This is a genomic window from Pseudomonas alvandae, assembly GCF_019141525.1.
Classification (GTDB): Bacteria; Pseudomonadota; Gammaproteobacteria; order Pseudomonadales; family Pseudomonadaceae; genus Aquipseudomonas; species Aquipseudomonas alvandae.
Map to the genome: position 1 here is coordinate 1,925,451 of NZ_CP077080.1, position 22,396 is coordinate 1,947,846.

Consider the following 22,396-nt stretch of genomic DNA (forward strand, 5'->3'; position numbering starts at 1 on the left):
GGGGGGCGACGGAATGCCTGCACGCTCAGCTTCACACCGCCTGCGTATCGGTCGCTATGCAGAGCAGAACCGCATCTATTTATTGACCGCCAATACTCTGGAGCGCGAACCAGTCTTCAAAGACTATCGCCTGGGAAGGGTCGTCATTCATCAGTTCAGGGCGGTCCATGAGCAGGGGATTGCGGACTCCCTGGCTTTTGTCGTCATGCCTGATCATGTCCATTGGTTGATTCGACTGCATCGAGGGTCGTTGGGGCAGTTGATGTGCCAGGTGAAGTCCATCAGTGCCAAGGGGGTCAACGAGGCGGCTGATAGGGCTGGTAGCCTATGGCAGCAGGGATATCACGATCGAGCGCTACGGCGGGAAGAGGACTTGGTAAAGCTGGCTCGCTATGTTGTGGCAAATCCACTGCGGGCAGGCCTGGTAGAGCGGCTTGGCGACTATCCGCTGTGGGATGCCATTTGGCTTTGACTTGAAATCGAGTCGCCGCCTTCGCGAGCAAGCCCGCTCCCACAAAGGGATCGTGGCGAACATTGGATCAGTGAACACTGGGGACCCTGTGGGAGCGGGCTTGCTCGCGAAGACGGCGGCATGTTCAGCATATGCACAAACTGACCCACCGCTTTCGATAAAGGCGATGGGGTTCCAAACCTAGCGATCCACCTCACACCCCTTCAAAACCAACCGAATAATCGTCTGCGCCGCCGCTTCGTAATCCGCCTCATCCAGCTTGGCCTTGCCGGTCACGGCGCTGATCTGCCAGTCGAAGTCGGCATAGGTCTGGGTGGCGGCCCAGATGCTGAACATCAGGTGGTTGGGGTCGATGGGGGCGATCTGGCCGCGGTCGATCCAGGTCTGGATGCAGTCGATGTTGTGCCGGGCCTGGGCGTTGAGCTGTTCGACGAGGTCGGCGCTCAGGTGCGGGGCGCCGTGCATGATTTCGCTGGCGAAGACTTTCGAGGCGAAGGGCAGGTCGCGGGAAATGCGGATCTTGGAACGGATGTAGTGGCTCAGCACTTCGCCCGGCTCGCCGTCGGCGTTGAAAGGGGTGGAGGCCTGGAGAATCGGTTCGATGATGCTTTCCAGCACCTCGCGATAGAGGTTTTCCTTCGACTTGAAGTAGTAGTAGACGTTGGGTTTGGGCAAGCCCGCCTTGGCCGCGATGTCGCTGGTTTTGGTCGCGGCGAAGCCCTTGTCGGCAAATTCTTCGCTGGCGGCACGCAGGATCAGTTCTTTGTTGCGCTCGCGGATAGTGCTCATAAACCCTGGGGTTCCTTGCCGATTATGGCGGTGGCGCATGGTAGCACCGGCCTCGCGCGGCGCTCAAGAATGCCCCAAGGACGCGTCGCTCGCGCTATGCTGCGCAGCATTATTGTTCAAGGAGTCCCTCCATGGCTGGAAGCAGTTTGCTGGTTCTGATCGACGACATTGCCACGGTACTCGACGATGTGGCGTTGATGACCAAGATGGCCGCCAAGAAAACCGCCGGTGTGCTCGGTGATGACCTGGCGCTCAATGCCCAGCAAGTCTCGGGCGTGCGTGCCGAGCGGGAATTGCCAGTGGTCTGGGCAGTCGCCAAGGGCTCGTTCATCAACAAGCTGATCCTGGTGCCATCGGCGCTTGCCATCAGCGCGTTCGTCCCTTGGCTGGTGACGCCGTTGTTGATGGTCGGCGGCGCCTACCTGTGTTTCGAAGGGTTCGAAAAACTTGCCCACAAATTCCTTCACAGCAAGGCTGAAGACCAGGCCGAACACGCGCAACTGGTCGAGGCGGTAGCGGATCCGGCGGTCGATCTGGTGGCCTTCGAGAAGAACAAGATCAAGGGCGCGGTGCGCACCGACTTTATCCTCTCGGCGGAAATCATCGCCATCACCCTCGGCACTGTCGCCGATGCGCCGCTGACTCAGCAGGTGATCGTGCTGTCGGGCATCGCCATTGTCATGACCGTCGGTGTGTACGGCTTGGTGGCGGGGATCGTCAAGCTTGATGACCTGGGCTTGTGGCTGACCCAGAAGCCAGGGCAGGCCGCCAAAAGCATTGGCGGAGCCATCCTGCGCGCGGCGCCCTACATGATGAAAAGCCTGTCGGTGATCGGTACGGCGGCGATGTTCCTGGTGGGCGGCGGCATCCTGACCCATGGCGTACCGGCGGTGCACCACTGGATCGAAGGTGTCGCGGCGAGTGCCGGCGGTGCTGGGTTCATCGTGCCGATGCTGCTCAATGCGGTGGCGGGGATTGTCGCGGGGGCGGTGGTGTTGGTGGGTGTGATGGCGGTGGGTAAGGTCTGGAAGGCCCTGAGGAGTTGAAGCGTCGCTTTTTAAGACAATGCTTTCAGGCTTTTCCTACTTTTATCGATTGAGGGCTTCCTTAAACTCCCCCGCGCTATTCGGCCGGTATTGGCTCGAATAGATTTTCCGCCAGCTAAGGGAGCGTTTGATGAAATGGTATTGGCAAGTGATGCGGCAGTACGCAACGTTTAGAGGGCGTGCAAGCAGAGAGGAGTATTGGATGTTCTTCCTGTTGGAGCTCTGCTTGTGGCTGCTTTTCTTTGGGTTTGGTATCGCCACCGGATTGAACAAAGAGATTTATTTCCTATTGTTGTATCCGGCTTATTGTCTCCTGACCGCTTGCCCTCGATTGGCTGTTACGTGGCGGCGTTATCACGACATGAATAAAAGCGGGCTGAATATTTTCTGGGGAGCAGTGCCAGTGGTTGGTCCGTTCATCGTGCTTATCAGCTTGGCGGCAAGCGGTACGAAAGGTCCGAACAATTACGGCCTGGACCCGTTGAACCAGCCGGTAGCAGATAGCTGAATAAGGCTGGACGCTTAGACAGCGGTAATAAAAAAGGCCATTCGTTTTTCATCGAGTGGCCTTTTTTTGTCAGGGCGTGTGCCTACTCGGCGATCTGCAACTTGCGCGACTCGGTGTACACGTAGCGCACCTTTTCATACTCGAACGGCGAGTTTAGCTGGCCGTAGCGGAAGCTGGTCTGGTAGCGCTTGTCCACGCCGCGCAGGAGCAGCAGTTCCGGGTGGTTGGCGCTGACTTCGGAGACGTTCAGGAAGTTGATCGCCGATTCAGCGGTGTAGTCCACCAATAGCCCCGAGGTGTCGCGCAGGTTCGACGGGCCGAAGATCGGCAGTACGAAATACGCGCCGGCCGGTACGCCATAGAAGCCCAGGGTCTGGCCGAAGTCTTCGCTCTGGCGCGGCAGGCCCATGGCGGTGGCCGGGTCCCACAAGCCGGCGACGCCGACGGTGGTGTTGAGCAGCAGCCGAGCGGTGGTTTCCATCGAACGCTTGCCCTTGAATTGCAGCAGGCTGTTCATCAGGTTCGGCACGTCGCCCAGGTTGTTGAAAAAGTTGCTCACACCGGTGCGCACGAAGCCCGGGGTGACATAGCGGTAGCCATCGACCACGGGCAGGAATACCCATTGGTCGAAGCGGTAGTTGAAGTGATAGACGCGGCGGTTCCAGGATTCCAGCGGGTCGTAGACGTTCAGCGCGTTGAGCGTCGAACGTTCGAATTCGCGTTGGTCCAGGCCCGGGTTGAACTTGAGTTTGGTCAGCGGCTCCTTGAAGCCGTCCGAGTCCACCACTACGGGCGCGTTGGCCTTGCTGTTGTCGGCGTGGACCATGCCCGCGCTCATTAACGCGGCGATCAGCAGGAGATATTTAGCCACGGAAGAACTCCAGCATGGCGTCGCTGTTGACGCGGTAGTTAAGGTTGCCGCAATGGCCGCCCAATGGATAAACCGTCAGGCGATCACCAAAGGTCTTGCGCAGGAAGCCCAGGTCACCCGGGCCCAGGATCACATCGTCGGCGTTGTGCATGACTGCAATCTTGGAGCTGCCCTGCAGATAATCCTTCAGCGCGTACAGGCTGACCTGGTCGACCAATTGCAGCAGGCTGCCGCCGTCGGTGCGCGCGCGCCACATCGGGATTACTTGTTCGGTGAGGTAGCAGTCGAAATCGCATTGCAGCGCACGCTTGAGGAACGGTGTCAGGCTGGTGCTTTCGGTGATCGGGAACTTGGGTGGGATGATCAGGCCGCGACGGTTGATCAGGTCCGACGTGAAGGCGATGTCGGCCGCCGAGAAGCGGAACGAGGTGCCGATCAGCATCGCCATCTGCTCGTTGCTCAAGTGTTGCTTGGACTGCTGGAAGTCATAGAGCAGGGCATCGTTGAGGTCGATGTAGCCTTTTTGCTGGAAGTAGCGGGTCAGCTTGTTCAGCACCAGCTCATAAAAGGTGGTGGTGCTGTTGATGCCCTTGACCTCGGTCTGGACCAGTTTGTCCAGGTTGGTGATCGAGGTGTAGAGATTCACCGGCGGGTTCAGCAGCAGGACTTTCTTGAAGTTGAAGCTGCGGCGGGTTTCGTCCAAGTGCGCGACGAAGGCAGCGTCCAGTGCGCCGAGGCTGTAGCCGGTCAGGTAGTACTCGGTGACGGGCACTTTCGGATTCTGCGCGCGTACGGCCTGCATCACCCGGTACATGTCTTCGGCGTCTTCCTTGGTGATGCCTGGGGTGGCGAAGCGCGAGGCGGCGCTCATGAAGTCGAAGCTGGTGGGCGAAGACAGCTGCACCACGTGATATCCGGCCTTGTAGTAGAGGCGCTTGAGGTACTCGTTGAGGGTGCTGTCGTAGCGCGCACCGGTGCCCGCGATCAGGAAGATCAGCGGTGCGGGTTTGTCTTGGGTGGCCATGCGGTAAGTGAGGCTTTTCACCGGCCAGAAATTGTCTGGCAGGATGAATTCGCGTTCCGGGCGCAGGGTCAGGCTGTGGTCCGATTGATTGATGTCCTCGATCAGCGGCAGCTCCGGACGCAGGTCCGGCGGCGTGGTGGCGATGGTCGCCTCGAATGGGTTGGTCAAGGGGTAGCCATAGCTGGCGGCGTCAATATCTGCCGCCAGCGCGGACGCACTCAAGATAAGGCCGCCGAGTAGGGCAGCGAAGCGCAAGGAACGGAGCATGACTGGATCCCTTAGAGGAAGGTGCCGAATGAGGTTCGCAGCCTATGACCACCGCAGCGAAGCCAAGTGCCATGACGGCTGCAAAACAAGCGCGAATGGGGCGCAATAGTAGCGGGACAATACACGTTGGGGCGTGGTGGCGGCTAGTGACCTGGCGGCTTGGCTGGGTCGTGCATGCAAGATTTGATCGAAATCTACGGACTCGGGCGCCGGGAATGGCTTGCTGGCTTTCTGATGTCGTTTCTCGTTGCTTCGGCGTCGCAGACAGAGCAGGTTCCAGATCGGCGCAGGTTGATGATCAGTCGGTCAGTACTCCACTGGCGTTCCGACCGGTTTGCAGGCGAGCGTGATGGGGGCGCTGTGCACCATAACAATACGTTGAAGCCGCTCGGCATCCGTCGGGCGCAGCACTTTCGGGGAAGTAACGATGAAGATGCGACGAATCTTGGGCGCAGGTGCCGCACTGGTACTGGCGATCAGCTCCACCCTGGCAAGCGCCGAGACCAAAACCTTGAGCATTGGCTACGTTGACGGCTGGTCCGACAGCGTCGCGACTACCCACGTGGCTGCCGAGGTGATCAAGCAGAAACTCGGCTATGACGTGAAGCTGCAAGCCGTCGCGACCGGAATCATGTGGCAGGGCGTTGCCACCGGCAAGCTCGATGCGATGCTATCGGCCTGGTTGCCGGTGACCCATGGCGATTACTGGACCAAGAACAAGGACCAGGTCGTCGACTATGGCCCTAACTTCAAGGATGCGAAAATCGGCTTGATCGTGCCGGAGTACGTTAAGGCCAAGTCGCTCGAAGACCTGAAGACCGATGACTCCTTCAAGAAACGCATCGTCGGCATCGACGCCGGTTCAGGCGTGATGCTCAAGACCGAACAGGCGATCAAGGATTACGACCTGACCGGTTATCAACTCAAGGCCAGTTCCGGCGCCGGCATGATCGCCGAGCTGACCCGTGCCGAGAAAAAACAGGAATCCATCGCCGTCACCGGTTGGGTGCCGCACTGGATGTTCGCCAAATGGAAACTGCGCTTCCTGGAAGACCCGAAAGGCGTCTATGGCGCGGCTGAGACTGTGAACAGCATCGGCAGCAAGGGCCTGGAAGCCAAGGCACCGGAAGTGGTCGAGTTCCTGAAGAAGTTCCAGTGGGCGTCGAAAGACGAGATCGGCGAAGTCATGCTGGCGATCCAGGAAGGTGCCAAGCCGGAAGCGGCTGCCAAGGATTGGGTCGCCAAGCACCCGGACCGCGTGAAGGAGTGGACCGGCAAGTAATCGGCCCGGTCTGGCTGTTCCGAAAGCCGCATGACGTTGTGTCATGCGGTTTTTTTGTGCCTGCAATTCTGCGCGCAACGCAAACCCCTGTGGGAGCGAGCTTGCTCGCGATAGCGGTGTGTCAGCTTGCATCTACACTGACTGTGCTACCGCCATCGCGAGCAAGCTCGCTCCCACAGGGGAGGGGCTTGGGTTTTTTTGCGGGAAACTGGCAAAGCCGTCATGTCGTTCTAATACTAAGGTCGTCTGGAACCTGGCCTCGAGCCGCATAGAGTAGAGCTGTTCCAAATAAATCTGTGCTGCGAGGATAAAAACAATGAACGACAGCATTTACCTCTCGATTCAAAACAGCCCGCGCTTCAAGGAGCTGGTGAAGAAACGAGAAAAATTCGCCTGGATTCTCTCGGCGATCATGCTTGGGCTGTATTCCGGCTTCATCCTTCTGATCGCCTACGGGCCGCATATTCTCGGGGCCAAAATGTCCCCCGGATCCACCATCACTTGGGGTATCCCTATCGGGGTCGGCCTGATTCTCTCGGCCTTCGTCCTGACGGGCATTTACGTGCGACGTGCCAACGGCGAGTTCGACGACCTGAACAATGCGATTCTCAAGGAGGCTCAGCAATGATCCGGCGTCTACTGGCTCTTCTGAGCATTGCAGCATTTGCACCGGGCGCCTGGGCGGCTGAAGCGCTGACCGGTGCCGTGCAGAAACAACCCCTCAACGTTGCCGCTATCCTGATGTTCGTGGCCTTCGTTGGCGCGACCCTGTACATCACATACTGGGCGTCGAAGAAAAACAACTCGGCGTCCGACTACTATGCGGCCGGCGGCAAGATCACTGGCTTCCAGAACGGCCTGGCAATTGCCGGTGACTACATGTCGGCGGCGTCTTTCCTGGGGATTTCCGCGCTGGTGTTCACTTCGGGCTATGACGGCCTGATCTACTCCATCGGCTTCCTGGTAGGCTGGCCGATCATCTTGTTCCTGATCGCCGAACGCCTGCGCAACCTGGGTAAATACACCTTTGCCGACGTGGCGTCCTATCGCCTCGGGCAAACCCAGATCCGCAGTCTGTCCGCCTCCGGCTCATTGGTGGTGGTGGCGTTCTACCTGATCGCGCAAATGGTCGGCGCCGGCAAGCTGATCCAACTGCTGTTCGGCCTGGACTACCACGTTGCGGTCATCCTGGTCGGCATCCTGATGTGCCTCTATGTGCTGTTCGGCGGCATGCTGGCCACCACTTGGGTGCAGATCATCAAGGCTGTGTTGTTGCTGTCGGGTGCGTCGTTCATGGCCCTGATGGTGATGAAGCACGTCAACTTCGACTTCAACATGCTGTTCGCCGAAGCGGTCAAGGTCCACCCTAAAGGTGAGGCGATCATGAGCCCTGGCGGCCTGGTGAAGGATCCGATCTCGGCCTTCTCCCTGGGCTTGGCCCTGATGTTCGGTACCGCTGGCCTGCCACACATCCTGATGCGCTTCTTCACCGTGAGCGACGCCAAGGAAGCTCGCAAGAGCGTGCTGTATGCCACTGGCTTCATCGGCTATTTCTACATCCTGACCTTCATCATCGGCTTTGGCGCGATCCTGCTGGTCAGCACCAACCCCGCCTTCAAGGACGCGGCAGGTGCCTTGCTGGGCGGCAACAACATGGCGGCGGTGCACCTGGCCAACGCGGTGGGCGGCAGCATCTTCCTGGGCTTCATCTCGGCGGTGGCGTTCGCGACCATCCTGGCGGTGGTAGCGGGCCTGACCCTGGCCGGTGCCTCAGCGGTGTCTCATGACCTGTATGCCAGCGTGATCAAGAAAGGCAAGGCCAACGAGAAGGATGAGATCCGCGTCTCGAAGATCACCACCATTGCCCTGGCAGTGCTGGCGATCGGCCTGGGCATCCTGTTCGAGAAGCAGAACATCGCGTTCATGGTGGGCCTGGCGTTCTCCATCGCGGCGAGCTGCAACTTCCCGGTGCTGCTGCTTTCGATGTACTGGAAGAAGCTGACCACCCGTGGCGCCATGATCGGCGGCTGGCTGGGCCTGGTCAGTGCCGTGGGCCTGATGATCCTCGGCCCGACCATTTGGGTACAGATCTTGGGTCACGAGAAGGCTATCTTCCCGTATGAATACCCGGCGCTGTTCTCGATGATCATCGCGTTTACCGGCATCTGGTTCTTCTCCGTCACTGACAAGTCGGCTGAAGGTGCCAACGAGCGGGCGCTGTTCTTCCCGCAGTTCGTGCGTTCGCAGACTGGCCTTGGGGCGAGTGGGGCGGTTAACCACTAATGCAGCGATAAGTGCTTGAAGAAATACCCCGGTCGAGAGGCCGGGGTATTTTTTTGTGCCGGGTTCGTGGGTGGCAGGCCTGCCGCCATCGCGAGCAAGCTCGCTCCCACAGGGGATCTCCAGTGAGCACAAGTTTGGGTTTCACAACAGGCCAACTGTGGGAGCGAGCTTGCTCGCGATGGCGTCGGTTCTGCCAATGCAGTTTCTGGATCGGATAAAAGAGGCATAAACAAAACAGCCCCCGCTTATATAAGAAGCGGGGGCTGTTTCGGTGCAGTCAGGAACCTAGCGCAAGGCAAGCCTTACTTGCGGTCTTCCAGCTTGGTGATGTCGCGCGACTCGTAGCCGGTGTACAGCTGGCGTGGACGGCCGATCTTGTACGGGCTGGAGAGCATTTCCTTCCAGTGGGAGATCCAGCCGACGGTCCGCGCCAGGGCGAAGATCACGGTGAACATGCTGGTTGGAATACCGATCGCCTTGAGGATGATCCCCGAGTAGAAGTCGACGTTCGGGTACAGCGAGCGCTCGATGAAGTACGGATCGGTCAGGGCGATCTCTTCCAGGCGCATGGCCAGTTCGAGTTGCGGATCGTTCTTGATTCCCAGTTCCTTGAGCACTTCGTCGCAGGTCTGCTTCATGACGGTGGCGCGCGGGTCGCGGTTCTTGTAGACCCGGTGACCGAAGCCCATCAGCTTGAACGGATCGTTCTTGTCCTTGGCCTTGGCGATGAACTTGTCGATGTTCGAGACATCGCCGATTTCATCGAGCATGGTCAGCACCGCTTCGTTCGCACCGCCGTGGGCAGGGCCCCAGAGTGCGGCGATACCGGCGGCGATACAGGCGAACGGGTTGGCACCCGACGAACCGGCCAGGCGCACGGTGGAGGTAGAGGCATTCTGCTCGTGGTCGGCATGGAGGATGAAGATCCGGTCCATGGCCTTGGCGAGCACCGGGCTGATCGGTTTGATCTCGCACGGGGTGTTGAACATCATATGCAGGAAGTTCTCTGCATAGGTCAGGTCGTTGCGCGGGTACATCATGGGCTGGCCCATGGAGTACTTGTAGACCATGGCTGCCAGGGTCGGCATCTTCGCCACCAGGCGGATCGCGGAGATTTCGCGATGCTGGGGATTATTGATGTCCAGGGAGTCGTGGTAGAAGGCCGAGAGAGCGCCGACAACGCCGCACATGACGGCCATCGGGTGGGCATCGCGACGGAAGCCGTTGAAGAAGGTCTTCAACTGTTCGTGAACCATGGTGTGGTTCTTCACGGTGCTGACGAACTGGGCCTTCTGCTCTGCGGTCGGCAGTTCGCCGTTGAGCAGCAGGTAGCAGGTTTCCAGGTAGTCCGATTTTTCAGCCAGTTGCTCGATCGGGTAGCCGCGGTGCAGCAGGATGCCGTTGTCGCCGTCGATATAGGTGATTTTCGATTCGCACGAGGCGGTCGACATGAAACCCGGGTCAAAGGTGAAACGGCCCGTGGCCGTCAGGCCCCGTACGTCGATTACATCGGGACCAACGGTGCCGGTTAAAATGGGCAGCTCGACGGGGGCTGCGCCCTCGATGATCAACTGCGCTTTTTTGTCAGCCATGTGGCCTCCTATTAATGCTTGGAATCATCAGACAGACCCCCCACGCAGGGCCCGCACCACTATAGTGAGATAAATCCGAATGTCAATTTGCCTAAAGTCTTGCTCCAGAAGGCTTTAACCGGACTTTTTCCGCGAAATTGCCTGCCGTTTACGCCTTTTGCGCCATATGTGCAATGCGCTATTAGGGGAAGGTGAACGCGTTGTCATTAGTAGCCTAACTGTCTATACTCGGCCACCGACCGCCAGGGGCTTTTGGGCCTGCTTTCTTGGGGGTCGTCACTCCCTGGGTGGTGAGTACCTGACCAGTGCGCGCCCCAACAACTTTGCCCTGATTGTTAGGGGCTCTTCAGTGTGAAAAAAAAGCCGTGAAAAGCCAACGACCTGTAAACCTAGACCTAAGGACCATCAAACTCCCAGTCACTGCTTACACGTCCATTCTTCACCGTATTTCCGGTGTCATCCTCTTCGTCAGCCTGGCCATCATGCTTTATGCATTGGACAAGTCGCTCGATTCGGAAGAAGGCTTCGGTCAGGTGAAAGCGTGTCTGACCAGTCCGCTAGCCAAGCTAGTGATTTGGGGCATCCTGTCCGCCTTGCTGTATCACTTGGTTGCCGGTGTGCGCCACTTGATCATGGACATGGGCATCGGTGAGACGCTGGAAGGCGGCAAGCTGGGCTCGAAAATCATTATCGCCGTGTCTGCGGTGCTGATCGTTCTGGCAGGAGTCTGGATATGGTAACCAACGTCACGAACCTTTCGCGTTCGGGCCTCTACGACTGGATGGCCCAGCGTGTGTCTGCGGTCGTTCTCGCGGCTTACTTCATTTTCCTGATCGGATATGTCGTGGCAAACCCTGGCATTGGCTACGCCCAATGGCATGAACTGTTCGCAAACAACTGGATGCGTATCTTCAGTCTGCTGGCACTTGTCGCACTGGGCGCTCACGCCTGGGTCGGCATGTGGACCATCGCGACCGACTACCTGACGCAAATGGCGTTCGGCAAGTCGGCGACTGCCGTACGTTTCCTTTTCCAGGCGGTATGCGGCGTTGCGATGTTCGCTTACTTCGTCTGGGGTGTGCAGATTCTCTGGGGTATCTGATCCATGGCTAACATTCCAACGATTTCTTTCGACGCCATCATTATTGGTGGTGGCGGTGCCGGCATGCGCGCTGCGCTGCAACTGGCACAGGGCGGTCACAAGACTGCCGTGATCACCAAGGTTTTCCCGACGCGTTCGCACACGGTTTCCGCCCAGGGTGGCATCACCTGCGCCATCGCTTCGGCCGACCCGAACGATGACTGGCGCTGGCACATGTACGATACCGTCAAGGGTTCCGACTACATCGGTGACCAGGACGCTATCGAATACATGTGTCAGGAAGGCCCGGCCGCGGTGTTCGAGTTGGACCACATGGGCATGCCATTCTCCCGTACCGAGCAAGGTCGCATCTACCAGCGTCCGTTCGGTGGCCAGTCCAAGGACTACGGCAAGGGCGGCCAGGCTGCGCGTACTTGCGCGGCGTCCGACCGTACCGGTCACGCCCTGCTGCACACCCTTTATCAGGGCAACCTGAAAGCCGGTACCACGTTCCTGAACGAGTACTACGCCGTTGACCTGGTGAAGAACCAGGACGGCGCGTTCGTCGGTGTGATCGCGATCTGCATCGAAACTGGCGAAACCACCTACATCCGCGCCAAGGCCACCGTACTGGCGACCGGCGGTGCGGGCCGTATCTACGCATCCACCACCAATGCCCTGATCAACACCGGTGACGGCGTCGGCATGGCCCTGCGTGCTGGCGTGCCGGTACAAGACATCGAAATGTGGCAGTTCCACCCGACCGGCATCGCCGGCGCCGGTGTACTGGTCACCGAAGGTTGCCGTGGTGAAGGCGGTTACCTGATCAACAAGCACGGCGAGCGTTTCATGGAACGTTATGCGCCGAACGCCAAGGACCTTGCTGGTCGTGACGTCGTGGCTCGTTCGATGGTTAAAGAGATCATCGCCGGCAACGGCTGTGGCCCGAATGGCGACCACGTGATGCTCAAGCTCGATCACCTTGGCGAGGAAGTGCTGCACAGCCGCCTGCCAGGTATCTGCGAACTGTCCAAGACCTTCGCTCACGTCGATCCTGTTGTCGCGCCGGTTCCAGTGGTTCCAACCTGCCACTATATGATGGGCGGCGTTGCCACCAACATTCATGGCCAGGCAATGACCCAGAACGCCGAAGGCGTGGACGAAATCATCCCTGGCCTGTTCGCGGTGGGTGAAGTGGCTTGCGTATCGGTCCACGGTGCCAACCGCCTGGGCGGCAACTCGCTGCTCGACCTGGTGGTCTTCGGTCGCGCCGCCGGCCTGCACCTGGAGAAAGCGCTGTCCGACGGTATCGAATACGACGATGCCACCGACGCCAACATCGAAACCGCCCTGGCGCGCCTGTCTGCTCTGAACGAGCGTACCGAAGGCGAAGACGTGGCAACCCTGCGTCGCGAGTTGCAAAACTGCATGCAGAACTACTTCGGTGTGTTCCGTACCGGCGAATACATGCAGAAGGGTATTGCCCAGCTCGCACAATTGCGTGAACGAATCGCCAACGTGAAGATCAACGATAAGTCGCAGGCGTTCAACACTGCCCGTATCGAAGCGCTGGAATTGCAGAACCTGCTGGAAGTGGCCGAAGCCACCGCCATCGCCGCAGAAGTGCGCAAAGAGTCCCGTGGTGCCCACGCCCGCGAAGACTTCGAAGACCGTGACGACGAAAACTGGCTGTGCCACACCTTGTACTTCCCGGGTGAAAAACGCGTCGCCAAGCGTGCCGTGAACTTCTCGCCGAAGACTGTTCCGACTTTCGAACCAAAAGTCCGGACTTATTAAGGGTGACCGCTATGTTGCAAGTCAGTGTTTATCGCTACAACCCTGATCAGGACGCCGCGCCGTTCATGCAGGACTTCCAGGTCGATACCGGTGGTAAAGACCTGATGGTGCTGGACGTGCTGGCCTTGATCAAAGAGCAGGACGAAGGTTTCTCCTATCGTCGCTCGTGCCGCGAGGGCGTTTGCGGCTCCGACGGCATGAACATCAACGGCAAGAACGGCCTGGCCTGCATCACGCCGCTGTCGGCCGTGGTCAAGGGCAACAAGCTGATCGTTCGCCCGCTGCCAGGTTTGCCGGTCATCCGTGACCTGGTCGTCGATATGAGCATCTTCTACAAGCAATACGAGAAGGTGAAGCCATTCCTGCAGAACGACACGCCGGCTCCGGCCATCGAGCGTCTGCAGTCCCCTGAAGAGCGTGAAAAGCTCGACGGTCTGTACGAGTGCATCCTGTGCGCCTGCTGCTCGACCTCGTGCCCATCGTTCTGGTGGAACCCGGACAAGTTCCTGGGCCCGGCCGCCCTGCTGCAAGCGTACCGCTTCCTGGCAGACAGCCGTGATACCAAGACGTCCGAGCGTCTGGCCGCACTGGATGACCCGTTCAGCGTATTCCGCTGCCGCGGGATCATGAACTGCGTCAACGTCTGCCCGAAAGGCCTGAACCCGACTAAGGCCATCGGTCACGTACGTAACATGCTGCTGCAAAACGGCGTGTGATTCAGCTGCTGTACCCGTAGAACCGCTGTACCCGTAGAGGCGAGGGCGTGGGCTTCAACCCACGTCCTGGCTATAACCAGAACAGCCGCTTACAAAGCGGCGGTTCTTATTTTGAAGAAATGAGACAAGCAGGGGCATCCGGGCTGGTACCCGGACTATCAGCGTGATCCTAAGTGGCTTGTTTTAGTCGCTGCACTCGGACTTCTGCAAGTTTGCTCGGTGTTTTCGCCGGTGGTGTTCCCCTAATCGAGGGTGACCAAGCATGCAAGAAAGCGTGATGCAGCGCATGTGGAACAGTGCCCACCTCTCCGGTGGTAACGCTGCCTATGTGGAAGAGCTCTACGAGCTCTACCTGCACGACCCTAACGCTGTGCCAGAAGAATGGCGCACCTACTTTCAGAAGTTGCCGGCTGACGGTAACTCTGCCACCGATGTTTCGCACTCGACGATTCGCGATCATTTCGTGCTGCTGGCAAAGAACCAGCGCCGCGCTCAACCGGTGTCTGCCGGCAGCGTGAGCTCCGAGCATGAGAAGAAGCAAGTTGAAGTGCTGCGACTGATCCAGGCCTACCGGATGCGTGGCCACCAGGCAGCCCAGCTTGACCCGCTGGGGCTGTGGCAGCGTCCTGCACCTGCAGACCTGTCGATCACTCATTACGGCTTGACCAATGCCGACCTTGATACGACCTTCCGTGCCGGCGACCTGTTCATCGGCAAAGAGGAAGCGAGCCTACGCGAAATTCACGAAGCGTTGCAGCAGACATATTGCCGCACCATCGGCGCTGAATTCACGCACATCACCGATTCCGAGCAGCGCCAGTGGTTCCAGCAGCGTCTGGAAAGCGTTCGTGGCCGTCCGACGTACTCCGCCGACATCAAGAGCCACTTGCTCGAGCGCGTCACTGCCGGTGAAGGCCTGGAGAAATACCTGGGTACCAAATACCCGGGCACCAAGCGTTTCGGCCTGGAAGGCGGCGAAAGCCTGATTCCGATGCTCGACGAGCTGATCCAGCGTTCCGGTTCCTACGGCACCAAGGAAGTCGTTATCGGCATGGCCCACCGTGGCCGCCTGAACGTACTGGTCAACACCTTCGGCAAGAACCCGCGCGAGCTGTTCGACGAGTTCGAAGGCAAGAAGAAGGTCGAGCTGGGCTCCGGTGACGTGAAGTACCACCAGGGCTTCTCGTCCAACGTGATGACCACCGGTGGCGAAGTCCACCTGGCCATGGCGTTCAACCCGTCCCACCTGGAAATCGTTTCTCCGGTGGTCGAGGGTTCCGTCCGTGCCCGCCAGGATCGTCGCAACGATCCGACCGGTGAGAAGGTGCTGCCGATCTCCATCCACGGTGACGCGGCATTCGCCGGTCAAGGCGTGGTCATGGAAACCTTCCAGATGTCGCAGACCCGCGGTTTCAAGACCGGCGGTACCGTGCACATCGTGATCAACAACCAGGTCGGCTTCACCATCAGCAACCCGCTGGACTCGCGTTCCACCGAGTACGCAACCGACGTCGCGAAAATGATCCAGGCGCCGATTCTCCATGTGAATGGCGATGACCCGGAAGCCGTGCTGTTCGTGACCCAGTTGGCCATCGACTACCGCATGCAGTACAAGCGCGACGTGGTCATCGACCTGGTCTGCTACCGTCGTCGCGGCCACAACGAGGCCGACGAGCCAAGTGGCACCCAGCCGCTGATGTACCAGCAGATCGCCAAGCAGCGCACCACCCGTGAGCTGTATGCCGATCGCCTGACCCAGAGCGGTGTTCTGGATGCCGCGCGCGTCCAGGAAAAAGTCGATGAATATCGCAACGCCCTGGACAACGGCCTGCACGTTGTAAAAAGCCTGGTCAAAGAGCCGAACAAAGAGTTGTTCGTGGACTGGCGTCCATACCTGGGCCACGCCTGGACTGCTCGTCACGACACGCGCTTCGACCTCAAGACCTTGCAGGAACTGTCCGCCAAGCTGCTGGAAATCCCGGAAGGCTTCGTGGTCCAGCGCCAGGTCGCGAAAATCTACGAAGACCGTCAGAAGATGCAAGCCGGCGGCCTGCCGATCAACTGGGGTTACGCCGAAACCATGGCGTACGCGACCCTGGCGTTCGAAGGTCACCCGATCCGCATCACCGGCCAGGACGTAGGCCGCGGCACTTTCTCGCACCGCCACGCGGCGCTGCACAACCAGAAAGACGCCAGCACCTACATCCCGCTGCAACACCTGTACAAAGGCCAGCCACGTTTCGACCTGTACGATTCGCTGCTGTCCGAGGAAGCCGTCCTGGCGTTCGAATATGGCTATTCCACCACCGAGCCGAATGCGCTGGTGATCTGGGAAGCCCAGTTCGGCGACTTCGCCAACGGTGCCCAGGTGGTTGTCGACCAGTTCATCACCAGCGGCGAGCACAAGTGGGGCCGTCTCTGCGGTCTGACCATGCTGTTGCCACACGGTTATGAAGGGCAGGGTCCGGAGCACTCGTCGGCACGTCTGGAACGCTACCTGCAGCTGTGCGCCGAGCACAACGTCCAGGTTTGCGTACCGACCACCCCGGCGCAGATCTACCACCTGCTGCGTCGCCAGGTCATCCGTCCGCTGCGCAAGCCGCTGATCGTGCTGACACCGAAGTCGCTGCTGCGTCACAAACTGGCAATCTCCACGCTCGAAGACCTGGCCGAAGGCTCGTTCCAGACCGTCATTTCGGAAATCGATACCCTGGACGCGGCGAAGGTGACTCGCCTGGTCCTGTGCAGCGGCAAGGTCTACTACGACTTGCTGGAAAAACGTCGTGCCGAAGGCCGCGAAGACATCGCCATCGTGCGTATCGAGCAGCTTTATCCGTTCCCGGAAGAGGACCTGATGGAGGCCATCGCGCCTTACACCAACCTCACCCACGTGGTGTGGTGTCAGGAAGAACCGATGAACCAAGGCGCGTGGTACAGCAGCCAGCATCACCTGCGTCGCAGCATCGGCAACCATAACAAGGCCCTGGGCCTGGAATATGCCGGCCGTGATGCTTCCGCTGCACCTGCGTGTGGTTATGCGTCGATGCACGCCGAGCAGCAGGAAAAACTGCTGCAAGATGCTTTCACTGTTTAACGCCTTCGCGCTGACTGAAACCGAATTTTAAGGACCCACAGATAATGGCTATCGAAATCAAAGCCCCGTCATTCCCGGAATCGGTTGCCGATGGCACCGTTGCCACCTGGCACAAGAAACCAGGCGAGGCCGTCAAGCGTGACGACCTGATCGTCGACATCGAGACCGACAAGGTCGTGCTGGAAGTATTGGCCGAAGCTGACGGCGTACTGGGCGCAATCGTTGCCGAAGAAGGCGCTACCGTTCTGTCGAACCAGGTCCTGGGCTCGATCGAAGAGGGCGGCGCTGCTGCTGCCGCTCCAGCCGCCGCTGCTGCACCGGCTGCCGCTCAGGCCGCTGCGCCTGCTGCTTCGGGCGAAGACGATCCAGTCGCCGCTCCAGCTGCTCGCAAGCTGGCTGAAGAGAATGGCATCAACATCGCTTCCGTTGCCGGCACCGGCAAGGGTGGTCGTGTGACCAAGGAAGACGTGGTTGCAGCCGTTGCCGCCAAGAAAGCCGCTCCAGCCGCCGCACCGGCCAAGCCAGCCGCGCCTGCCGCTTCCGCGCCAGTGTTCGCTGCCGGTGACCGCGTCGAGAAACGCGTTCCGATGACCCGCCTGCGTGCCAAGGTTGCCGAGCGTCTGGTTGAAGCCCAGTCGAACATGGCGATGCTGACCACGTTCAACGAAGTCGACATGACCGAAGTCATGGCCCTGCGTTCGAAGTACAAGGACCTGTTCGAGAAGTCCCACAATGGCGTACGCCTGGGCTTCATGTCGTTCTTCGTCAAGGCTGCCACCGAAGCGCTGAAACGCTTCCCGGCCGTCAACGCGTCGATCGACGGTTCCGACATCGTCTACCACGGCTACGCCGACATCGGTGTCGCGGTCTCCAGTGATCGTGGCCTGGTGGTTCCGGTCCTGCGCAACGCCGAGCTGATGAGCCTGGCCGAAATCGAAGGCGGCATCGCCACCTTCGGCAAGAAGGCCCGTGACGGCAAGCTGTCCATCGAAGAGATGACCGGCGGTACGTTCACCATCACCAACGGTGGTACATTCGGTTCGATGATGTCGACCCCGATCGTCAACCCGCCACAAGCGGCTATCCTGGGCATGCACAACATCCTGCAGCGTCCGATGGCGATCAACGGTCAGGTCGTGATTCGTCCGATGATGTACCTGGCACTGTCCTACGATCACCGCCTGATCGACGGCAAAGAAGCCGTGACGTTCCTGGTCACCATCAAGAACCTGCTGGAAGATCCGGCTCGTCTGCTCCTGGATATTTAAAAAAGCAGCTGCAAGCTGCAAGTGGCAAGCCGCGAGCTCAGAGCGAGCGAGTACGGCTTTCAACTTGCAGCTTGCGGCTTGAAGCTTGCAGCTAAAAGGAATCTTTTATGACTCAGAAATTCGACGTGGTAGTGATTGGTGCGGGCCCTGGCGGCTACGTAGCGGCCATCAAGGCTGCGCAACTGGGCCTTTCCACTGCCTGCATCGAGAAATACACCGACAAGGAAGGCAAACAGGCCTTGGGCGGTACTTGCCTGAACGTCGGTTGCATTCCATCCAAGGCGCTGCTGGACAGCTCCTGGAAGTACAAGGAAGCCAAGGAAAGCTTCAACGTTCACGGTATCTCTACCGGTGAAGTGAAGATGGACGTAGCCGCGATGGTTGGCCGCAAGGCTGGCATCGTCAAGAACCTGACCAGCGGTGTTGCCACCCTGTTCAAGGCCAACGGCGTCACCTCCATCGAAGGCCACGGCAAGCTGCTGCTGGGCAAGAAAGTCGAAGTGACCAAGCCTGACGGCTCGGTCGAAGTGATCGAAGCCGAGAACGTCATCCTGGCGCCAGGCTCGCGTCCGATCGACATCCCGCCTGCTCCAGTTGACCAGAACGTCATCGTCGACTCCACTGGCGCCCTGGAATTCCAGTCCGTGCCAAAACGCCTGGGCGTGATCGGCGCTGGCGTGATCGGTCTCGAGCTGGGTTCGGTATGGTCGCGCCTGGGTTCGCAAGTGACCGTGCTCGAAGCCCTCGACACATTCCTGATGGCCGCTGACACCGCGGTTTCCAAGGAAGCGCTGAAGACCCTGACCAAGCAAGGCCTGGACATCAAGCTGGGTGCCCGTGTGACCGGCTCCAAGGTCAACGGCGAAGAAGTCGTGGTGAACTACACCGACGCCAACGGCGAACAGACCATCACCTTCGACAAGTTGATCGTTGCGGTCGGCCGTCGTCCAGTGACCACTGACCTGCTGTCCGCCGATTGCGGCGTGGAAATCGACGAGCGTGGTTTCATCGCGGTCGATGACCATTGCGCAACCGCCGTACCGGGCGTGTTCGCCATCGGTGACGTGGTTCGCGGCATGATGCTGGCCCACAAGGCTTCCGAAGAAGGCATCATGGTTGTCGAGCGCATCAAGGGCCACAAGGCCCAGATGAACTATGACCTGATCCCATCGGTTATCTATACCCACCCGGAAATCGCATGGGTTGGTAAAACCGAGCAGGCCTTGAAAGCCGAAGGCGTTGAAGTTAACGTCGGCACCTTCCCGTTCGCCGCCTCCGGCCGTGCCATGGCAGCCAACGACACCGGTGGTTTCGTGAAAGTCATCGCCGATGCCAAGACGGATCGCGTATTGGGCGTTCACGTTATCGGCCCAAGCGCTGCCGAGCTGGTACAGCAAGGCGCGATCGGTATGGAATTCGGCACCAGCGCTGAAGACCTGGGCATGATGGTCTTCTCCCATCCGACCCTGTCCGAAGCCTTGCACGAAGCGGCCCTGGCCGTGAATGGCGGCGCCATCCACGTGGCCAACCGCAAGAAGCGTTAACAGATAATAAGAAACCACGGCGGTATGGCCCGTCGTGAGCCTTGCGAGCAAGACTCACCGCGGAATATCCGCTGGACGCAGCCTTGCGTAGTGGTACCGGTACACCGGAACGCTACGCAAGCAGCAGTCACAGGTGGTGCGGCACCACAACGGTGCAGCACCGAATGCGCAGTACCTAACGAAGACGGTAATAAGCATGAATCTTCACGAGTATCAGGGTAAGCAGCTGTTCGCTGAGTACGGCCTGCCAGTATCCACCGGCTACGCTGTAGACACCCCGGAAGCGGCAGCAGAAGCTTGCGACAAAATCGGTGGCAGCGAATGGGTTGTCAAAGCCCAGGTTCACGCCGGTGGTCGCGGTAAAGCGGGCGGCGTCAAGCTGGTTCGCAGCAAAGAAGACGCCAAAGCCTTCGCACAGCAGTGGCTGGGCAAGCGTCTGGTGACTTACCAGACCGACGCCAACGGTCAGCCAGTCACCAAGATCCTGGTTGAATCGTGCACTGATATCGCTAAAGAGCTGTACCTGGGCGCTGTCGTTGACCGTTCGAGCCGCCGCATCGTGTTCATGGCTTCCACCGAAGGTGGCGTGGACATCGAGAAAATCGCTCACGACACCCCTGAGAAAATCCTCAAGGCCACCATCGATCCACTGGTTGGCGCACAGCCATTCCAGGGCCGCGAGCTGGCATTCCAGCTGGGCCTGGAAGGCAAGCAGGTCACTCAATTCGCCAAGATCTTCGTAGGTCTGGCCAAGCTGTTCCAGGACCACGACCTGGCACTGCTGGAAGTGAACCCGCTGGTGATCAAGGCCGACGGCGACCTGCACTGCCTCGATGCCAAGATCAACATCGACGCCAACGCCATGTACCGTCAGCCTAAGCTGAAGACTTTCCACGATCCGTCGCAAGACGATCCGCGCGAAGCGCACGCTGCCAAGTTCGAACTGAACTACGTAGCCCTGGAAGGCAACATCGGTTGCATGGTCAACGGCGCTGGCCTGGCCATGGGTACCATGGACATCGTCAACCTGCACGGCGGCAAGCCAGCCAACTTCCTCGACGTGGGCGGCGGTGCTACCAAGGAACGCGTTACCGAAGCGTTCAAGATCATCCTGTCCGACACCAACGTCGCTGCAGTACTGGTCAACATCTTCGGCGGCATCGTTCGCTGCGACATGATTGCCGAAGGCATCATCGGCGCCGTGAAAGAAGTCGGCGTGAAAATCCCGGTTGTTGTTCGCCTCGAAGGCAACAACGCTGAGCTGGGCGCTAAAGTACTGGCAGAAAGCGGTTTGAACATCATCGCTGCTACCAGCCTGACCGACGCTGCTCAACAAGTCGTTAAAGCTGCGGAGGGCAAATAATGAGCGTCCTGATCAACAAAGACACCAAGGTTATCTGCCAGGGTATTACCGGTTCGCAAGGTAGTTTCCACACCCAGCAAGCCATCGAATACGGCACCAAGATGGTTGGCGGCGTAACGCCAGGCAAAGGCGGCACCGAGCACCTGGGCCTGCCTGTCTTCAACACCGTGAAAGACGCTGTAGCTGCCACTGGCGCCACCGCCAGCGTGATCTACGTTCCAGCTCCGTTCTGCAAGGACTCCATCCTTGAAGCAGCGTTCGGCGGCATCAAGCTGATCGTTTGCATCACCGAAGGCATCCCGACCATCGACATGCTGGAAGCCAAGGTCAAGTGCGACGAGCTGGGTATCACCCTGATCGGCCCTAACTGCCCAGGCGTGATCACTCCAGGCGAATGCAAGATCGGCATCATGCCAGGTCACATTCACTTGCCAGGCAAGGTCGGTATCGTTTCCCGTTCCGGCACCCTGACCTACGAAGCTGTGAAGCAGACCACTGACGCCGGTTTCGGTCAGTCGACTTGCGTCGGCATCGGCGGTGACCCGATCCCGGGCTCGAACTTCATCGACATCCTGAAGCTGTTCCAGGAAGACCCGAAGACCGAAGCGATCGTCATGATCGGTGAGATCGGCGGTTCCGCTGAAGAAGAAGCCGCTGCCTACATCAAGGCAAACGTGACCAAGCCGGTTGTTTCCTACATTGCAGGTGTGACTGCTCCTCCGGGCAAGCGCATGGGCCATGCTGGCGCAATCATCTCCGGCGGCAAAGGCACTGCAGACGAGAAATTCGCTGCACTGCAAGACGCAGGCGTGAAAACCGTGCGTTCGCTGGCAGACATCGGCAAGGCCCTGGCCGAGCTGACTGGCTGGGAAATGAAGAAGTAAGCTTCGGCTGACTTTTTTGTTCCAGCAACAAAGGCCACCTTCGGGTGGCCTTTGTCGTTCCTGGCCCTATGCCTGTGCATCTGCTCTACCTGGATAATGTAGGACGGCTCTTGTGGCGAGGGAGCTTGCTCCCGCTCGGCTGCGCAGCAGTCGTAAACCAGGCAGCGCCGTTTTACCTGAATAGATCCGGTTGCCTGTATTGGGGCCGCTGCGCAGCCCAGCGGGAGCAAGCTCCCTCGCCACAAGGGCATGAATGCATTTCATTGTGGGAGCGAGCTTGCTCGCGATGACGGAATGACAGTCGCCAACCATTTACATGCAAAAACGCGACACAGATACGTCGTGTATCGGATAGTTCGCCCTGTAACAGTGCGTTTTGCGCGCAAATTCGTTAGTCTGGCGGCCAATTTTGCGACCGCGGCCCACAAGGCAGCGACGCGCTAAACGGGCCGGTCCCATACGGATCGGCAGCATTTCCCTCACCCATAAGGGAAATCCCTCTCTAAATTCCGATT

At 59.2% G+C, this 22,396-nt stretch carries 19 protein-coding genes; 15 read left to right on the plus strand and 4 right to left on the minus strand.

All coding sequences use genetic code 11. The features are described from left to right. The first annotated feature begins 13 nt into the window (after nt 1-13). A complete protein-coding gene (locus KSS97_RS08545; protein ID WP_030142309.1) occupies nt 14-472 on the plus strand; it encodes an REP-associated tyrosine transposase in 459 nt (152 codons plus the stop codon). 180 nt (nt 473-652) lie between these two features. Here KSS97_RS08545 and KSS97_RS08550 read toward each other — a convergent pair whose 3' ends face one another. Beyond that, nucleotides 653-1,261 carry a TetR/AcrR family transcriptional regulator gene (locus KSS97_RS08550; protein ID WP_198798355.1) on the minus strand — a complete coding sequence of 203 codons (609 nt, stop codon included), beginning with the start codon at nt 1,259-1,261 and terminating at the stop codon, nt 653-655. 131 nt (nt 1,262-1,392) lie between these two features. Between KSS97_RS08550 and KSS97_RS08555 the strand changes: the two genes are divergently transcribed. Further along, nucleotides 1,393-2,307 (plus strand): DUF808 domain-containing protein, encoded by a 915-nt coding sequence (locus tag KSS97_RS08555; RefSeq protein ID WP_217861459.1) that lies wholly within the window; start codon nt 1,393-1,395, stop codon nt 2,305-2,307. A gap of 151 nt (nt 2,308-2,458) precedes the next feature. Then, nucleotides 2,459-2,815 (plus strand): DUF805 domain-containing protein, encoded by a 357-nt coding sequence (locus KSS97_RS08560; RefSeq protein WP_225936115.1) that lies wholly within the window; start codon nt 2,459-2,461, stop codon nt 2,813-2,815. A gap of 82 nt (nt 2,816-2,897) precedes the next feature. On the opposite strand, the gene KSS97_RS08565 is transcribed toward KSS97_RS08560, so the two are convergent. Together KSS97_RS08565 and KSS97_RS08570 are read right to left on the minus strand one after the other, a co-directional pair. Continuing rightward, on the minus strand, nt 2,898-3,686 hold the full coding sequence (locus KSS97_RS08565) for an MlaA family lipoprotein (RefSeq protein ID WP_217861461.1): 789 nt from the start codon (nt 3,684-3,686) through the stop codon (nt 2,898-2,900). Further along, nucleotides 3,679-4,977, minus strand: a complete 1,299-nt coding sequence (locus KSS97_RS08570) for a serine/threonine protein kinase (protein ID WP_030142305.1) — start codon at nt 4,975-4,977, stop codon at nt 3,679-3,681. The genes KSS97_RS08565 and KSS97_RS08570 overlap by 8 nt, the downstream gene beginning before the upstream one ends. A gap of 427 nt (nt 4,978-5,404) precedes the next feature. Here KSS97_RS08570 and KSS97_RS08575 point away from each other — a divergent pair, with 427 nt between their 5' ends. The 3 genes from KSS97_RS08575 (at nt 5,405) to KSS97_RS08585 (ending at nt 8,542) form a co-directional block, all read left to right on the plus strand. After that, a complete protein-coding gene (locus tag KSS97_RS08575; protein ID WP_030142304.1) occupies nt 5,405-6,259 on the plus strand; it encodes a glycine betaine ABC transporter substrate-binding protein in 855 nt (284 codons plus the stop codon). Between the two features lie 316 nt (nt 6,260-6,575). Next, the gene (locus tag KSS97_RS08580) at nt 6,576-6,887 is read left to right on the plus strand and encodes a DUF485 domain-containing protein (RefSeq protein WP_030138324.1); all 312 of its coding nucleotides are present in this window, start codon (nt 6,576-6,578) and stop codon (nt 6,885-6,887) included. After that, nucleotides 6,884-8,542: a cation acetate symporter gene (locus KSS97_RS08585; RefSeq protein ID WP_030138325.1), complete on the plus strand. Its 1,659-nt coding sequence runs from the start codon at nt 6,884-6,886 to the stop codon at nt 8,540-8,542. Before KSS97_RS08580 ends, KSS97_RS08585 begins: the two co-directional genes overlap by 4 nt. Nucleotides 8,543-8,844: 302 nt before the next feature. Here the strand turns inward: KSS97_RS08585 and gltA are convergent, their stop codons facing one another. After that, nucleotides 8,845-10,134: a citrate synthase gene (gene gltA / locus KSS97_RS08590; protein WP_003172803.1), complete on the minus strand. Its 1,290-nt coding sequence runs from the start codon at nt 10,132-10,134 to the stop codon at nt 8,845-8,847. Between the two features lie 365 nt (nt 10,135-10,499). On the opposite strand from gltA, the gene sdhC reads away from it, so the two are divergent. From sdhC to sucD, 9 genes are all read left to right on the plus strand, one after another. Beyond that, on the plus strand, nt 10,500-10,874 hold the full coding sequence (gene sdhC / locus KSS97_RS08595) for a succinate dehydrogenase, cytochrome b556 subunit (protein WP_003179220.1): 375 nt from the start codon (nt 10,500-10,502) through the stop codon (nt 10,872-10,874). Beyond that, the gene (gene sdhD, locus KSS97_RS08600) at nt 10,868-11,236 is read left to right on the plus strand and encodes a succinate dehydrogenase, hydrophobic membrane anchor protein (RefSeq protein ID WP_030138327.1); all 369 of its coding nucleotides are present in this window, start codon (nt 10,868-10,870) and stop codon (nt 11,234-11,236) included. The genes sdhC and sdhD overlap by 7 nt, the downstream gene beginning before the upstream one ends. Nucleotides 11,237-11,239: 3 nt before the next feature. Continuing rightward, nucleotides 11,240-13,012, plus strand: coding sequence for a succinate dehydrogenase flavoprotein subunit (gene sdhA, locus KSS97_RS08605; RefSeq protein ID WP_030138328.1), 1,773 nt, complete (start codon nt 11,240-11,242; stop codon nt 13,010-13,012). An 11-nt stretch (nt 13,013-13,023) separates the two neighbouring features. After that, nucleotides 13,024-13,728 (plus strand): succinate dehydrogenase iron-sulfur subunit, encoded by a 705-nt coding sequence (locus tag KSS97_RS08610; protein WP_039594133.1) that lies wholly within the window; start codon nt 13,024-13,026, stop codon nt 13,726-13,728. A gap of 262 nt (nt 13,729-13,990) precedes the next feature. After that, nucleotides 13,991-16,822: a 2-oxoglutarate dehydrogenase E1 component gene (locus KSS97_RS08615; RefSeq protein WP_217861462.1), complete on the plus strand. Its 2,832-nt coding sequence runs from the start codon at nt 13,991-13,993 to the stop codon at nt 16,820-16,822. Between the two features lie 44 nt (nt 16,823-16,866). Further along, nucleotides 16,867-18,090: a 2-oxoglutarate dehydrogenase complex dihydrolipoyllysine-residue succinyltransferase gene (odhB, locus tag KSS97_RS08620; protein ID WP_030138331.1), complete on the plus strand. Its 1,224-nt coding sequence runs from the start codon at nt 16,867-16,869 to the stop codon at nt 18,088-18,090. A 107-nt stretch (nt 18,091-18,197) separates the two neighbouring features. Next, entirely contained in the window at nt 18,198-19,634 is a 1,437-nt protein-coding gene (gene lpdA / locus KSS97_RS08625) for a dihydrolipoyl dehydrogenase (protein ID WP_030138332.1), read from the plus strand. A 196-nt stretch (nt 19,635-19,830) separates the two neighbouring features. Beyond that, nucleotides 19,831-20,997: an ADP-forming succinate--CoA ligase subunit beta gene (gene sucC, locus KSS97_RS08630; protein ID WP_003179235.1), complete on the plus strand. Its 1,167-nt coding sequence runs from the start codon at nt 19,831-19,833 to the stop codon at nt 20,995-20,997. After that, a complete protein-coding gene (gene sucD / locus KSS97_RS08635) occupies nt 20,997-21,881 on the plus strand; it encodes a succinate--CoA ligase subunit alpha (RefSeq protein ID WP_003179236.1) in 885 nt (294 codons plus the stop codon). The genes sucC and sucD overlap by 1 nt, the downstream gene beginning before the upstream one ends. Nucleotides 21,882-22,396: the final 515 nt, after the last annotated feature.

Excerpts from the sequence above, each read along its gene's own strand:
- KSS97_RS08545 (WP_030142309.1), top strand. The coding sequence starts at position 14 with ATGCCTGCACGCTCAGCTTCACACCGCCTGCGTATCGGTCGCTATGCA.
- KSS97_RS08550 (WP_198798355.1), bottom strand. The coding sequence starts at position 1,261 with ATGAGCACTATCCGCGAGCGCAACAAAGAACTGATCCTGCGTGCCGCC.
- KSS97_RS08555 (WP_217861459.1), top strand. The coding sequence starts at position 1,393 with ATGGCTGGAAGCAGTTTGCTGGTTCTGATCGACGACATTGCCACGGTA.
- KSS97_RS08560 (WP_225936115.1), top strand. The coding sequence starts at position 2,459 with ATGCGGCAGTACGCAACGTTTAGAGGGCGTGCAAGCAGAGAGGAGTAT.
- KSS97_RS08570 (WP_030142305.1), bottom strand. The coding sequence starts at position 4,977 with ATGCTCCGTTCCTTGCGCTTCGCTGCCCTACTCGGCGGCCTTATCTTG.
- KSS97_RS08575 (WP_030142304.1), top strand. The coding sequence starts at position 5,405 with ATGAAGATGCGACGAATCTTGGGCGCAGGTGCCGCACTGGTACTGGCG.
- KSS97_RS08580 (WP_030138324.1), top strand. The coding sequence starts at position 6,576 with ATGAACGACAGCATTTACCTCTCGATTCAAAACAGCCCGCGCTTCAAG.
- KSS97_RS08585 (WP_030138325.1), top strand. The coding sequence starts at position 6,884 with ATGATCCGGCGTCTACTGGCTCTTCTGAGCATTGCAGCATTTGCACCG.
- gltA (WP_003172803.1), bottom strand. The coding sequence starts at position 10,134 with ATGGCTGACAAAAAAGCGCAGTTGATCATCGAGGGCGCAGCCCCCGTC.
- sdhD (WP_030138327.1), top strand. The coding sequence starts at position 10,868 with ATGGTAACCAACGTCACGAACCTTTCGCGTTCGGGCCTCTACGACTGG.
- sdhA (WP_030138328.1), top strand. The coding sequence starts at position 11,240 with ATGGCTAACATTCCAACGATTTCTTTCGACGCCATCATTATTGGTGGT.
- KSS97_RS08610 (WP_039594133.1), top strand. The coding sequence starts at position 13,024 with ATGTTGCAAGTCAGTGTTTATCGCTACAACCCTGATCAGGACGCCGCG.
- KSS97_RS08615 (WP_217861462.1), top strand. The coding sequence starts at position 13,991 with ATGCAAGAAAGCGTGATGCAGCGCATGTGGAACAGTGCCCACCTCTCC.
- odhB (WP_030138331.1), top strand. The coding sequence starts at position 16,867 with ATGGCTATCGAAATCAAAGCCCCGTCATTCCCGGAATCGGTTGCCGAT.
- lpdA (WP_030138332.1), top strand. The coding sequence starts at position 18,198 with ATGACTCAGAAATTCGACGTGGTAGTGATTGGTGCGGGCCCTGGCGGC.
- sucC (WP_003179235.1), top strand. The coding sequence starts at position 19,831 with ATGAATCTTCACGAGTATCAGGGTAAGCAGCTGTTCGCTGAGTACGGC.
- sucD (WP_003179236.1), top strand. The coding sequence starts at position 20,997 with ATGAGCGTCCTGATCAACAAAGACACCAAGGTTATCTGCCAGGGTATT.